Origin of the sequence: Bacillus sp. FJAT-44742 (genome assembly GCF_002797315.1) — a bacterium.
Lineage (GTDB): Bacteria > Bacillota > Bacilli > Bacillales > Marinococcaceae > Thalassorhabdus > Thalassorhabdus alkalitolerans.
On sequence record NZ_KZ454936.1, the window covers coordinates 2,269,372 to 2,283,778 of the forward strand.

Genomic DNA, 14,407 nt, shown 5'->3' on the forward strand with positions numbered 1-14,407 from the left:
TGATAACCCAAAACTCCCTCTCCTCTTTCAACGAGGGAGGGAGTTTTGACCTTAGGCTTCTATTTTCTTCTCTTCTTGCTGCCGGCCTTTTTTCATGCTGGTTTTAGAAGACTTTGATCTGATTGAAACCATTAATACTACACAGAGGATCACAGCTGATGCATAAACGGTCACGACGTTCAAAAAGCTGAAAGCAATAATCGCTGTGGCCATCAGTCCTGCCATGAGTAAATAATAGGTGAGCGGAATGATTGTTTTGCGAATAATGAGGCCTTCTTTGCCTATCAAACCAACCGTGGCAGCAGCAGCCACTACATTGTGAACTGTAACCATATTGCCAGCAGCTCCTCCTACAGCCTGCATGGCTACAATTAATCCTTGAGGAACCCCTATATTATCGGCAACTCCCCACTGAAACAATGAAAACATCATATTACTTACCGTGTTGCTTCCTGCTACAAACGCCCCCAATGCTCCGATCCATGGGGCAATGAGCGGCCATGCTGTTCCTGCAATGGAGGAAACTCCTTCAGCCAGTACAAGAGGAATACTCTCTAAACCGCTTTCATTTGTTTCTGAATTAATAAGTACCCTTACCATAGGGACAGCAAATATAAGGGCTCCTGCGGCTTTAATCATCGTTTTTCCGGCTTCTGTCCACGCTCTTTTGACCTCTTCCATTTTCATTCTATGAAGAAGAATAACAAGCAGCGATACCACGATAAAGACTGAACCAGGGGAGTATAATACCTCTACCGTTTCTGATACGTCTGTGCCAAACATATTAGCAAAAGTGATTTCCTGAGCAGTTAAAAATTGAGTGACGGGTTCTACCAGGCGAGTCATGGCTAATATTGCCGCCACAAGTACATAAGGAATCCATGCTTTTATCATGCTCATGCCTGGACGAAGTTTGTCTGCATCCGCAGTGACTGAGCCTGTCCATTCCTCGTTCCATTCCTTCTTTGGAGGAAAATCCCACTTTTCCTCAGGTAATAGAAATCCTTTTTTTGCAGTGAACATGACAATTGCCAATGCCACCAGACCACCGATTACTGATGGGAGCTCAGGACCAATATACATGGCAACGAAAACATAGGGAAGCGTAAACATGATAGACGCAAAAAGAGCAAACTTCCAAATACCGAGTCCTTCTCTGAAAGAACGATTTTTCCCAAAAAACTTTGTAATGATACAGGAAAGAAATAAAGGAATCAACAGCCCTATCGTTCCATGAATGAAGGCTGCCTGCATTCCAATCTGCATCACATAATCAGTATAGGAAATCCCCATGGCCTCAACGGCTGCATTCACGTTAGGAGCATCGATACCAGTTTGCAAACCGACGATCACTGGCGTTCCGACTGCACCAAAGGTAACTGGGGTACTTTGAATAATTAAGCCGACTAAGACAGCTGCAAGTGCAGGGAAGCCTAGTGCGAATAGCAACGGGCCTATAACTGCTGCCGGAGATCCAAAGCCTGCAGCTCCTTCCAGAAAGCTTCCAAATAAAAACCCTATGATCACAGCTTGTGCTCTGCGGTCAGGTGTAATATCAGTAAAAGCCTGCCTGATTGTGGCAATGGCACCGCTTTCTTTTAACGTCTGAAGTAAAAGCAGTGCCCCAAACACAATGTAGAGCAATGTCAAAGCGATAACAAACCCCTGAACAGTGGATGCTGCAATAAAACTCGCCGGTACCTGCCAGACAACAAACGCTACAACAACGGCAACAATGTAGGAAATTGGCATAGCATATTTCGCCGGCCAGTTTAATATAACAAGAAATAGAATAACAGCCAGTATAGGAGTAAACGCTAATAAGGATAAGACTAATAGGTTCATCGGTACACTCCTCAAAAATAAATCTGAATTTTCAGTCTCTAGTAACCAGAGAGGGATTTCTCCCTCTCTTTCTTTCCTTAGTTATTACCAGCGAGCAGTGACCATCTTTTTCCGAGTGTAAAACTCCACGCCGTCTGTACCGTTGGCATGCAAGTCTCCGTAGAAGGAATTCTTCCAGCCGGAAAATGGGAAGAAGGCCATGGGAGCCGGCACACCAAGGTTCACGCCAAGCATTCCCGCATCTATGGTCTGGCGGAATTGACGCACAGCACTACCGCTGTCAGTATAAATGCAGGCGCCATTGGCAAATTCGGATTCGTTTGTAAGAGCGATGGCTTCCTCCAACGTTTCTGCTCTTACAATAGAGAGAACAGGAGCAAAAATCTCTTCTTTCCAGATTGTCATGTCTGTCGTGACGTTATCGAAAATAACCGGACCGATGAAATATCCCTCTTCCATATGAACGGTCTTTTCCCGGCCGTCATAAGCAAGAGTTGCCCCTTCTTCCTGACCTTTTTGAATATAGTTTTCTGTTTTTTCTTTATGAGACTGACGAATGACCGGTCCGAGAAAGATACCTTCCTCTAAGCCGTTTCCAATTGTGATGTTATCAACTTCCTCTTTCAATTTATCTACAAATTTGTCTGCCACATCGCCTACCGTTACGACCACAGCTGCCGCCATGCAGCGTTCACCAGCAGACCCGTAAGCAGCGCTGGCCACTTGGGAAACCGCATTGTCAATGTCGGCATCTGGCATGACGATCGAATGGTTTTTCGCTCCTGCAAGAGCCTGGACTCGTTTACCATGCTGGGCACCTTTTTTGTACACATACTCGGCTACCGGCTGAGAACCAACAAAGGAAATTCCTTTTACTCCAGGGTTTTCAAGAAGCTCGTTCACCACATCATGGGCCCCGTGTACCACGTTCAGGACACCTTCAGGCAGACCAGCTTCTGTAAATAGTTCGGCCAGGCGGTTGGCCAACAGAGGGGTACGTTCAGATGGTTTCAAAACAAAGGTGTTACCACATGCAATCGCTAACGGGAACATCCAACACGGCACCATCATAGGGAAGTTAAAGGGGGTAATTCCGCCAATGACTCCGACAGGATACCGGTACATCCCGGATTCAATGCCACCAGCAATGTCTGGAAGCTGCTTTCCCATCATAAGCGTCGGTGCCCCGGCTGCAAATTCCACGCATTCAATCCCTCTCTGCACTTCTCCATAAGCTTCGTTGTAGCTTTTGCCATTTTCCATTGTGACAAGGCGTGCGAGCTCATCCCAGTTTTCTACTAACAACTGCTGATATTTAAAAAGGATGCGTGCTCTTTTTGGTACTGCTGTGGTGCTCCAGGAAGCAAAAGCTTTCTCGGCAGCTTTAATTGCCTTGTCTACGTCTTCCCTTGAAGAAAGAGGCACTTCAGCAAGTATTTCCCCTGTCGCTGGATTAGGAACAGTCTCTGCTTTTTCTGAAGTTGAAGCCACCCATTCACCGTTAATATAATTCTTTAGCGTCTTTTCTGTTTTTGTAATCATCTTATCTTCTCCTTTTTAAATCACTGTTGTATTTTTAGTAAACCTATAATCATAACAAACTTGATAAAGCTCTTTCACTTCTTCTTTGGTAGGAACCTTTGGGTTATTTCCCGGACTGCCGCTTGCTAACGCATCCTCAGCCATTTTATCAGTAACCTGTTTAAATCTTTCTTCCTCAATTCCCCATTCTTTTAAATTAGGAATGTCTAAATCAAGACAGAGCTTTTTCACTGTCTCTACAGTCCGAATGGCAGGATCCGTTTCCGCTGTCTCGTCTTTCCCTACTATTTCTCCTATTTTTGTCAGCTGTTCCTGGCAGTTTTCCTGACTGAATTCCAGTACCGCAGGAAGAAGCATGGCATTAGACAAGCCGTGGGGCACATGAAACAAAGCTCCTATCGGACGGGACATCCCGTGAACAAGGCAGACAGAAGAATTGGAAAAAGCAATACCAGCCTGCAAAGCCCCCAATGACATCGCTTCCCTTGCCTCAAGATCATCGCCGTGAAAATAAGCCTGGCGAATGTTTTTAATGATAAGCTCCATAGCGGACAACGCCAGAACATCAGTCATCGGATGTGCTTTGCGTGAAATATAAGCTTCGAGCGCATGGCTTAATGCATCCACTCCCGTAGCTGCTGTTACTGACTTAGGAGATGAGCGAGTTAACAAAGGGTCTACGATCGCTGCTTCCGGCATAAAAGCTGGCTGCTTTATCATCATCTTCACTTCCGTGCTCGTGTTCGTAATGACTGTTACATCTGTTGCCTCTGAACCTGTGCCTGCTGTTGTAGGAATAGCAATATGAGGAACCGGATCTTGAGTCACATTTTTTTGCCCTCCCATATAATCACCAATGTATCCTCCGTTTGATGCTAAAATGGATACAGCTTTTGCTGTGTCGATGCAGCTTCCCCCGCCTAATGAAATAATGAGATCGCATTGATCATTGGAAAAAATCTGTAACGATTCTTCCACGTAGGTATCAGTTGGCTCAGAATCTATATCTAAATAAACAGAAGATTGAATGTTATGCTGTGAAAGATTTTCCCTGCATTGTTCTACATAGCCTAAGCTGTCCATAATCTTATCGGTGATAATCAAGGCTCTGTTTCCACGCAGGCCCGCTTCTTCTCCAACCTTTTGAAATGAGCCTTGTCCATAGAATATGGCAGAAGGCATCCGCAATGTTGAAAACGCTCCCAAAATATCCCCTCCTTGTTTCATTTGTTTATATTAATTGCAAAGATTGTGCCAACTTTTGTCACCATTCTTCATTTTTGTGAAAAACCTTATAGAATCAGGTTTTTTCCCTCTTTTTTTCAGTAATTAAAAAAAGACACTTTATGAAAAGTGTCGGAAAAATCAAACAAAAATGATGAAAATGTAGTGTTTCTGTCTGGTTATTGTCGGGGTTACACGACAACTTCTATTTTATCTGAAGCTTTTTCAGCTTTTCATATAAAGTTGAGCGGTGAATTCCTAATTTTTTTGCCGCCTTTGATTTGTTTCCTTTTGTTTCTTTTAAGACATTTATAATGACTTCTCGTTCCTGCTTTATACTTTCTTTTCTTACAGTATCAAGCACTTCAGCGGTCTCCCAGCCAGAAAAGGACACGGGAGTATGACTGTCTTGGTGCCTAAGGACCATGCTGGGAAGATCAGTTGCAGATATTTCTTCTCCTTCTGCTAAACTGACAATTCTCTCTACTATATTAACTACTTCCCTTATATTTCCCGGCCAGTTATAAGCTGTCAGCAGCTTCACTGCTTCTTCTGTAAAATGCTTGGGAGATGCCAAGTATCTTTCACAAATCTCCTTTACATAATAGCTGAGAAGCAGAGGGATATCTTCTTTTCTTTCACGCAGCGGTGGGATATGAAGTCTGATAATGTTTAATCTGTAGTAGAGATCCTCTCTAAACCCCCCTTCACTCACCATTTGCTCCAGCTCTTTGTTTGTCGCCGCAACTATTCTGACATTTGTCCGGTAAGGCTTTAAGCCGCCGACACGCATCCCTTCTTTTTCCTGAAGCACACGAAGTATTTTGGACTGCATAATCATTGGCATATCCCCTATTTCATCTAAAAAAAGAGTCCCCTGATCAGCAAGCTCAAATTTTCCCGGTTTCCCGCCTTTTCTGGCACCCGTAAAGGCTCCTTCTTCATATCCAAATAATTCTGCTTCCAACAGATGTTCGGGAATTGCCGCGCAGTTGACACTTACAAAAGGTCCGTCAGCAAAAGGACTTAATTGATGAATGCTTTGCGCAAACATTTCCTTGCCGGTTCCGCTTTCACCTGTAATTAACACCGTCGCCAGTGTCTTTGCCGCTCTTCTTGCGATTCGTTTTGTTTCACTCATTTCCTTGCTCTTGCCAATAATTTGATCAAGAGTCACCATTTGCTTTTTATCATTTTTCTGGCTGTCTGCCAGGGCCTTGTCAGCCTTTCTTTCTTTTTCCTGGTGCATTTCCAATATTTTATGAAGCTCTGAAACCCCTTCAAAGATCAACATACCGACAGCTGCGACTACTTCCTCTCCTCTCCAGATTGGAATCCGGTGCACGACCATTTCCTGGCCGCTGATCACTTGAATCTTTCCTCTTTCTGCTTGTCCGGTCTGTAGTGTCATATGAAGCTGTGTATTGTCGATTATGTCTGTCACTGGCTGTCCTAACGCTTGCTCTTTTTTTATCCCTGTTATTCTGCTGTAAGCATTGTTAAAATGAATGATTCTTGCTTGTTTGTCGACGATGACGATGCCTTCATAAGCACTGTCGAGAACGGTATGTAATATATCAAAGGAAAGCTCTTCACTCATCTTCACAGCAAATCGGCTCCTTTTCTATCATTTGTCCTTTTATTCTATCATTTTGCCGGTTCCTATAAGACTGATTTCTATAAAATAGAAAAAGGCTTAGCATGACCTAAGCCTTTTTCTCTCCATTAACTTGCCGTTATCATAAGCTGATTTCTTTCAAATATAAGTCTGGCTTGTCCTTCGTTAACAAGACTCATTACATAAGCCGTTACAGCCGTCCGGTACAACGCCCATGATCCAAGCTGGGAAAATATGATTCCTTTGTTCTCACAAAACCTTCCAATCAACTCATCTAAAGAGATTTGTTTTACAGTCCTCAGTAAAAAAAGCAGGTCATCTTCTACGCGTTGATGAAAAGCAATGTTCTTGTTTACAGTTCCCTTAAAGTTTTCTTCATAGTGGCCATGCCCTGGGACCGCCCCCTGAACGTCTAATGTCAACATCTTCTTCAATGAGGAGACTGCAGCCTGTTTATCAACCAAAAACGGAATTTTATGTTTTTCAAGATAGAGAGGAGCAAAGTAACTATCACCAGCGTATAGAATACCATCAACACAGAAGCCGACCTGGCCGTGACTGTGCCCAGGCAGAGAAATCACTTCCCCGCTGATGCTTCCGATCTCCACTGTTCCTTCCTCCACCGTATGGGTAACGGAGACAGCAGGTCCTTCAAGAAATTTATTTCTCATTTCCTTTGGGGGTTCGTTTCCCTGAAACAGATATACAGGCTCAAGCTTTGGCTGTTCCAGCACTTGTCTTTCAAAGGGCTCAGCCCACACCCTCACATGTTCGTTCTCTGCTATCCACCCGGCTCCCCCAAAATGATCGGTATGAGCATGGGTAATCAACACATCGGTTAATGGCAGCCCCTTTTCTTTTAACTCCTTTACTGCTTTTTTAGAAACGGAAGCATCGATGCCCGCATCAATGAGAAGCCCTGTCTCATTTTTTTGTACATATCCTATGTTGACCGGGCTTGCGAAATAGGAACACCCTTCTTTAATCTTTCTTAGGTTCATGGCTTCCCTTCTCTCCTTCTTTGTCTCTTTTTCTCAGCTTAATTTGCTGCCAGGAGATAACAAGGAATACAATCCCTATCAGCAGCCCAAAAAAAGATCCAATATGAAATATACCTTGCTGAATCCAATAAAGAAAAAAAAGACCTCCTGAAAACAACAAAATGAGTACTCCTAATATAACAAAAGAAATCACAGAGATTCCCCTTTCTTTTAAAGCTTTTAAACTTGTACGCAAAAAAAGGACCTTATCAGATGGTCCCTCTCAGCCATTACGCTTTTCCATCAAATAAACGCCCGTGTCCGTAGAGCTTCTTTTCAATATCTCTGCGTTTTCTTGTAAGCTCTGCGTTTCTTTCATACCGGTCATATTCTTTCGTTTTCCCGCCGGGTAAACGCTGAAAAAGGATCGGCTGAACCGGTGTTACTCTCTTAACAAAAGGCTTTTCTTCAGGAATTCGGCTCCCGTATTGAAGCGCTGTAATGTTATGATGCGGCGGTACATACCCCATATGTAACTGCCCCTCTCATAAATGGTTTATAGTACTATACCCTCATTCTTAAAAAAATATACTTTTAACCAAGACTTACCTTTTCCCTTTGCCCACCTTTTGATAGGATAATAAGGTAGCTTACCAAACACGATATTAAGCATATAGGGTGGAGATTTTGAATGAAAGTAGCCTTGTTTCAAGAGCAGCTGATTCATACAGAGAAAGTAGACAGGTATCATTGGCAGCGTGTGGTCAGCAGTGCAAGCAAAGGACAAGTGTTATGCCCTGTGTGCCGTGCTCCGATCCATGCGAAAGTCGGTATCCACCATCCCCTGTCTTTTCATCACCCAGGGGACGATTCTTTTTGCCTCTCAGAAGCTGAAAAGCTTGCCGAGCATATTCAAACGAAGGACACATCTCCTAAAGAAAACAACGGATTTGAGTTACCAAAAAGCAGATCAATATCCGAAGGAACAACTGAAGAAAATAGTACACATTTATGGCGCCGTCCTCTGTGGGTGACAGTTCCCACAGAATGCAGTCTCTCCCAGCGAAAGGAACCAACAGGTGACCTTTATAAACAATTTCTCGACAGGCACAACCTTTCGTTAACCCAGCCTCAGTGGGAAGCCGTCCATACTACAAATGGACCGCTCCTTATCTTAGCCGGAGCAGGCAGCGGTAAAACCAGAGTGTTAACAGCCCGGACAGCGTATATGCTGACGACAGAAGAGATTCCTCCTAATAGATTGGCGCTTATCACTTTCACAGTAAAAGCAGCCAAAGAAATGAAAAGACGTCTTCAAACCCTTCCCGGTCTTGGCCATATTAATTTATCAGGTCTTTTAGCCGGAACGTTTCACAGCATCTTTTATAAAATGCTGATTCACCATGAAAAGGAGAAATGGCAGCAGCACCGCCTTTTAAAGGAAAATTGGAAGCAAGAAGGAATCTTAAAAGAAAAAGGGAAAGAGCTCGGACTCGATGACCGCTCTTTTGCTTATGATCAAGCCCTGTTGCAAATCAGCCAGTGGAAAAACCAAGGAAAGTCTCCTCAAGAGATAGAATCCGCTGATCCCTTTGAAGAACAAACACTCTCTTTGTTTTCTTATTACGAAGAGGTCAAGGAGCAAAAAGGCCTTTTTGATTTTGACGATATGCAGACTGGCTGTTTAAAAATGCTCCAATCGAACCCGGAACTGTTAGAACGATATCAGGAACGTTTTAAATATCTTCTGATTGATGAATATCAGGATATAAATCCTATTCAATATGAAATTGTACAGCTGCTGACAGCACGCTATCGTAACCTATGTGTGGTTGGTGATGATGACCAGTCTATCTATGGATTCAGAGGAAGCGATCCTTCTTTTATACTCAGATTCACTGATAATTTTCCGGAAGCCAAAACAGTTACCTTAGAAGACAACTACCGCTCTACGTCTCCGATTATTACATTGGCTAACCAGGTCATTACTAACAACCAGGCAAGACATGAAAAAGAAATGAAGTCGATAGAACCTGCAGGCCATTCCCCTCTTCTGTATTATCCATTGAATGAAGAAGAGGAAGCTACAGCAACCGTTACAGACATCAAGCAGCAACTTGAACAAGGATCTTCTCCTAATGATTTTGCTGTATTATACCGTACTCATTCGGCAGGGAGAGCATTATTTGAACGGCTGCTGGAATCAAACGTTCCTTTTACGTCTTACGGAAACCAGGAAGCATTTTATTTAAAAAAGCATATTCGCAAAGCGCTTGCTTATCTTCGATTATCCATTAATCCTGACGATGGAAACGCCGTCCGCGAGCTCATGTCTGCATTGTTTATTAAGCAGTCTGCATATAATGATGCCCGCGTGCTTTCTATTAACGAAGATATCACGCTCCTTGAAGCACTGCCTTTGCTTTCAGGCCTCCAGGATTTCCAACGGACAAAGCTTAAAAAAATTATCCCTAAGATTCCTTCTTTGAAAAAGAAGGAACCAATAGAAGCGCTGAAAATTCTGCAGCAGGATCTAGGATTAAAAGAATATGTAAAAAAGAACGGGAAAGAGGGAAATAAACTGGAAAGAGGCTCTGACGATATCAAAGATCTTGAAACGGCTGCGCGCAGACATGATACAGTATCCAGTTTTCTAGAACATGCCGATCATATGACGGCGCAATGTGAGCTCATGAAAAAAGAAGACGAGCCACCTCAAGCCGTGAAAATTATGACCATTCATCAATCTAAAGGATTGGAATTTGAGAATGTCTATATATTAGGGGCAGTAGAAGGCGGACTCCCCCACGACCATTCCCTTGAAATGCTCAGAGAAGGGAAAAGCAGTTACCTTGAAGAAGAGCGGCGGTTAATGTATGTTGCCTTGACCCGGGCGAAGAAAAAAATTGCCATCTCTGTGCCCCAGTACCGCCGGGAAAGCAAGGCCAGAGCTTCCCGTTTTATAAAGGAGCTCCGGGGACAAAAGCATCTTCCCTCTACCCATAAAACAATAAAGGCCGGCCACCCATAAAGAAAAGGGTGGCTTTCACTTTTTTTGGCACGCCTAAATAGTCAAATTTCCCAGATTTCACTCACCAATTTCCACCTATCTTTATATGATGGTATGGAAAAGATTAAGAAGGAGTGAAAAACATGGGTTGTGGAAAAAAGCATGATACTGGCCACTGTGTATGTGATGCAGTTGCTGCCATTAAAGATGCACAAGATAGAGTCAGACCAGCAGATGACTGTGTAAACAGCTGTTTTACTAATTTATTAAGTCCAAAAGGCAGACCTACTACCATGGATACCATCCCATTTATCCTAAAAGATAAAAAAGGTGATATGTTCCATGCTTTTGGAGATATTGGAGGAGATGACTGCTTTGCAACCGTCTTTTTCAGAGTAGAAGAGCTGGATGAAGCTAAATGCTGCGCTACATTATCTTTGCTGCGCCCGGATGCAACAGTGGACTTCCATGGCAGCTGCATTGATCCAACGTTCCTTTGCGATGTGACTGCTCTTGAAAGAACAAGATTCTGTATTGAAGTTGACTTAAAATGCTTCTGTGCCATTCAATGCCTGGACCCGGCATTAGTCGGACCGATCGATGACCGCCGTCATCATTGCAGCAAATAAAGAACAACCCTCCTCACATACGAGGAGGGTTTTCTTCATTATCTTATAAGCTCGTAATAGCTAAATGTTTAATATCTTTTTCATGGACTGAGACAGTCGTAAAGGTGTCTCTAGTTTCGAGAGTTATGGTTTGATTCTGGTAAGATTTAAAATACCCCTCGTAATACTGTTCATCAGTCTCACAAGTAATAACCGGATGAATAAAATGAGGCACGTTTTTTAGATAGGCAATAGTTTCTTTTACTTCTTTTGGCACGTTAAAATCAGGCTGTTTATTTAGTATCAGTTCTTCATTCTCTCTGTTTTCTTTTTTTATCGTTTCCTCTATACCCTGTCCTTGTTCAAGCCTTAAAATATCCTTCTCTTTTTCTTTCGTGTTCTTTTGTTCGTTTTTTGCTCCTTTTTCCTTCCGCTGCTTTGGCTTTCTCTCTTCTCTTGCTTTCTTTTCAGAAAGCTTCCTCTTTACAGCAAACATCTGCTGGGGGGCATCTGAACTTTTAAACTGAGGCTGGTCAATATAATAAAGGGGTTGCTGCACCGGTTTTTTTTGATTGTAATTGGACAAAAGTTTCCCCTCCTTTTTTAATCTTTTCTTTATATGTATGTGTAAAATACAGAGGTAGACGTTGTTTTCTTTCTTCTTTATAGTCTAAAAAAATAAAAAGGAACAGAAAATAAAAAAACGCCGGTTATACCGGCGCTAAAAATTAATACACGTATGCAGAACCAACAATTACAAGCAAAATAAACAGCACAACAATCAAAGTGAATCCGCCGACTCCTGCTCCATATCCGTGAGACATTAAAAATTCCTCCTTTAAATTGGTTCTTGAGAAATCTCTCTCACCATAGCTATATGCAAATGTCTTTTGATGGTGTGTTTTCTAACGCAATTAGGGCTGGTGCCTATCTTTGTTTCACTTATCAGCCATTTTTCAGGCATTCGCACACTAGATGTTCCTTCTACATATGGTATAGGGAAAAAGAAAGTGACTTAGATAGAAAATAAGGAGAGAAAAAATATGTGGTTTGAAGACTATCAGGATGTTCGGCAGCAGCCAACTGTCCAAATGATCCCTCCGCAGGTGATCAGCCGATACGTAAATCAATGGATTACCACCTCGATTCCTGGATACGGCGAAGTAGTGGCTTATGTCCTAGAGTATAACCCGCGCACTGGAATGGTATCTTTATTTATGTATCGAGAAGGCCGGGTCACACCTCAATATATTCAAGTTCATTTTTCTGACTTAATCGGCATCGCTCCATACTATGGTCCAATTCCTCCTCGTCCTCGTCCCCGTCCAAGGCCTCCGCGTCCGAGACCTCCATGGGGAACCACTCCAGGACCGGGTACTCCAGGTCAGCCAGGTACCGGGCTTTTTCCTTGGCTATGGGGCCAATTTTTTTAGAGGATAACTTTTGCTCTTACCCTTTCTTACATGAAGATAAAAAAGCGAAGGGGGAATCCCCCCTTCGCTTTATGTTTGAGTTATGAAACACCGGCATCCTTTTTTACAAAAGCGATTTTTTCCTCTTTCAGCACTTGACCGTCCTTTGTGACTTGTATATATTCACCATCAGTTAAATTAGTGAACACCACAGGTGTGATCGCTGACTTCGCTTTTCTTTCAATCAAGTCTAAATCAGCTTTCACCAAAGGCTGCCCGGCTTTCACCTTCTCGCCTTCTTCCACAAATACTTCAAAGCCTTCTCCTTTCATATTTACCGTATCAATCCCAATATGAAGAAGAATTTCCTGTCCATTCTCTGACTTAATTCCTATCGCATGTTTTGTTGGGAATACATTAATAATTGTCCCATCAACTGGCGAGACAAAAATGTTTTCTGAAGGCTTAATCGCAAAGCCATCACCCATCATCTTTCCAGAAAACACCTCATCCGGCACTTCTGAAATATCAAGTACCTCTCCACTCGCAGGACTAACCAGTTCTTTTTCATTTACAGCTGCCGGGACTGCCGGCTTAGCTTCTTTCTTAGGATCAAACGAAGGTTCTTTTGTCGCAGGCTCGGTTGGTACTTTTCCTGCAATAATATCCTGCATCTGGGATTTAAGAGCATCTGACTGAGGGCCAAAGATCGCTTGAACGTTATTTCCCACTTCCATCACACCCGATGCTCCAAGCTCTTTTAGTCGGTCTTTATTTACTTTGCTTTTATCATTGACGCTGATACGAAGGCGCGTAATACATGCATCAAGCTGATTTAAGTTTTCCTGTCCACCAAATGCCTTTAAGACTTCATAAGGAAGTTCTTTGGTTTCTCCCGTATCACCTTTCTTCTTTTCTTTTGGCTTCTCACGTCCAGGTGTCATCAGGTTAAACTTCTTAATCGCAAAACGGAAACCAAAATAATAAATTAACGCAAAAGCTAGTCCAACGGGTATCACCAGCCACCATTCTGTTCGGTTAGGAAGTATTCCAAATAAGAAGAAATCAATGACTCCCCCTGAGAAGGTCATACCAATTTGAACTCCTAGAATGTGCATTACCATAAAAGATAAGCCAGCAAAAATTGCATGAATGGCAAACAACAACGGAGCGACAAATAAGAAACTAAATTCAATAGGCTCAGTAATACCAGTTAGAAATGAAGTAAGAGCTGCAGAACCCATGATACCAGCTACATATACTTTTTGGTCTTCTCTTGCACAATGGTAAATAGCTAACGCAGCGGCCGGGAGTCCAAACATCATAAACGGATATTTACCAGTCATGAATGTTCCTGCAGTCAGGTCAGCTCCTTCCCGAATTTGTTCAAAGAAAATCCGCTGGTCCCCGCGAATCGTTTCCCCGGCAGCATTTACATACGAACCAAATTCAAACCAAAACGGGGAATAGAATATATGATGAAGGCCAAACGGAATTAAGGCTCTTTCAATGACTCCAAAAATAAAAGCAGCTAATGTACGGTTAGATTCCGTCATAAAGTATGAAAATGTGTTCAGGCCATCCTGTACAGTTGGCCAGATAAAGTTCAAGGCTATCCCAATAAACAACCCGCCAAAGGCTGTAGCAATCGGAACAAACCGTTTTCCAGCAAAAAAGCCAAGGTATGAAGGCAATTCAATATTAAAATATTTGTTATACATGTAGGCGCCAAGTATCCCTGCAATAATTCCCCCGAAAACACCGGTCTGCAACGTCGGAATTCCTAATACTTCCGCATAAGCCGGGCTTCCATCAACCATGTCAGATTCAACGCCGCCCATTACTCCCATCGTAACGTTAATAATTAAAAATCCAATGACTGCTGCTAACCCGGCAACACCATCACCATTGGCAAGTCCCAAAGCTACCCCGATGGCAAAAATTAACGGCAGGTTGTCAAATACAATTCCTCCTGCATCTTCCATTAGCTGAGCTATAAGCTCGACGGGTCCGGCCTCCAAGAAAGGCATGATAGCGATCATGTCAGGATTTTGCATGGCGTTCCCAAACGCCAGTAAAATCCCGGCTGCCGGCAGGATGGCTACAGGGAGCATCAATGCACGCCCAATGCGCTGTAATATACCAAACGCGTTTTTCATCTTTTATCC

General features: G+C 43.0%; 13 protein-coding genes. 3 read left to right on the forward strand and 10 right to left on the reverse strand.

The features are described from left to right. Positions 1 to 51: 51 nt before the first annotated feature. The 7 genes from CEF17_RS11315 to CEF17_RS11345 form a co-directional block, all read right to left on the reverse strand. A complete protein-coding gene (locus CEF17_RS11315; RefSeq protein ID WP_100399617.1) occupies positions 52 to 1,845 on the reverse strand; it encodes an L-lactate permease in 1,794 nt (597 codons plus the stop codon). An 84-nt stretch (positions 1,846 to 1,929) separates the two neighbouring features. After that, a complete protein-coding gene (locus tag CEF17_RS11320) occupies positions 1,930 to 3,387 on the reverse strand; it encodes a CoA-acylating methylmalonate-semialdehyde dehydrogenase (protein WP_100399618.1) in 1,458 nt (485 codons plus the stop codon). 15 nt (positions 3,388 to 3,402) lie between these two features. After that, positions 3,403 to 4,569, reverse strand: coding sequence for an iron-containing alcohol dehydrogenase (locus tag CEF17_RS11325; RefSeq protein WP_232725576.1), 1,167 nt, complete (start codon positions 4,567 to 4,569; stop codon positions 3,403 to 3,405). A gap of 247 nt (positions 4,570 to 4,816) precedes the next feature. Then, complete coding sequence (locus CEF17_RS11330; protein ID WP_198508952.1) at positions 4,817 to 6,211, reverse strand: sigma-54 interaction domain-containing protein; 1,395 nt, start codon at positions 6,209 to 6,211, stop codon at positions 4,817 to 4,819. Positions 6,212 to 6,336: 125 nt separating this feature from the next. After that, a complete protein-coding gene (locus CEF17_RS11335; RefSeq protein ID WP_100399621.1) occupies positions 6,337 to 7,230 on the reverse strand; it encodes an MBL fold metallo-hydrolase in 894 nt (297 codons plus the stop codon). Further along, the gene (locus CEF17_RS11340; RefSeq protein WP_100399622.1) at positions 7,211 to 7,423 is read right to left on the reverse strand and encodes a hypothetical protein; all 213 of its coding nucleotides are present in this window, start codon (positions 7,421 to 7,423) and stop codon (positions 7,211 to 7,213) included. The genes CEF17_RS11335 and CEF17_RS11340 overlap by 20 nt, the downstream gene beginning before the upstream one ends. A 76-nt stretch (positions 7,424 to 7,499) precedes the next feature. After that, positions 7,500 to 7,739 carry a hypothetical protein gene (locus tag CEF17_RS11345; protein WP_100399623.1) on the reverse strand — a complete coding sequence of 80 codons (240 nt, stop codon included), beginning with the start codon at positions 7,737 to 7,739 and terminating at the stop codon, positions 7,500 to 7,502. Between the two features lie 161 nt (positions 7,740 to 7,900). On the opposite strand from CEF17_RS11345, the gene CEF17_RS11350 reads away from it, so the two are divergent. After that, positions 7,901 to 10,240, forward strand: a complete 2,340-nt coding sequence (locus CEF17_RS11350) for an ATP-dependent helicase (protein ID WP_100399624.1) — start codon at positions 7,901 to 7,903, stop codon at positions 10,238 to 10,240. Between the two features lie 122 nt (positions 10,241 to 10,362). Next, positions 10,363 to 10,848, forward strand: a complete 486-nt coding sequence (locus tag CEF17_RS11355; protein WP_054634909.1) for a CotY/CotZ family spore coat protein — start codon at positions 10,363 to 10,365, stop codon at positions 10,846 to 10,848. A 43-nt stretch (positions 10,849 to 10,891) separates the two neighbouring features. On the opposite strand, the gene CEF17_RS11360 is transcribed toward CEF17_RS11355, so the two are convergent. Together CEF17_RS11360 and CEF17_RS11365 are read right to left on the reverse strand one after the other, a co-directional pair. Continuing rightward, on the reverse strand, positions 10,892 to 11,413 hold the full coding sequence (locus CEF17_RS11360) for a CotO family spore coat protein (RefSeq protein ID WP_100399625.1): 522 nt from the start codon (positions 11,411 to 11,413) through the stop codon (positions 10,892 to 10,894). Between the two features lie 142 nt (positions 11,414 to 11,555). Next, a complete protein-coding gene (locus tag CEF17_RS11365; RefSeq protein ID WP_100399626.1) occupies positions 11,556 to 11,651 on the reverse strand; it encodes a YjcZ family sporulation protein in 96 nt (31 codons plus the stop codon). 219 nt (positions 11,652 to 11,870) lie between these two features. Here CEF17_RS11365 and CEF17_RS11370 point away from each other — a divergent pair, with 219 nt between their 5' ends. Beyond that, entirely contained in the window at positions 11,871 to 12,260 is a 390-nt protein-coding gene (locus tag CEF17_RS11370; RefSeq protein WP_100399627.1) for a hypothetical protein, read from the forward strand. A gap of 80 nt (positions 12,261 to 12,340) precedes the next feature. On the opposite strand, the gene ptsG is transcribed toward CEF17_RS11370, so the two are convergent. Continuing rightward, positions 12,341 to 14,398: a glucose-specific PTS transporter subunit IIBC gene (ptsG, locus tag CEF17_RS11375; RefSeq protein WP_100399628.1), complete on the reverse strand. Its 2,058-nt coding sequence runs from the start codon at positions 14,396 to 14,398 to the stop codon at positions 12,341 to 12,343. Positions 14,399 to 14,407 lie beyond the last annotated feature (9 nt).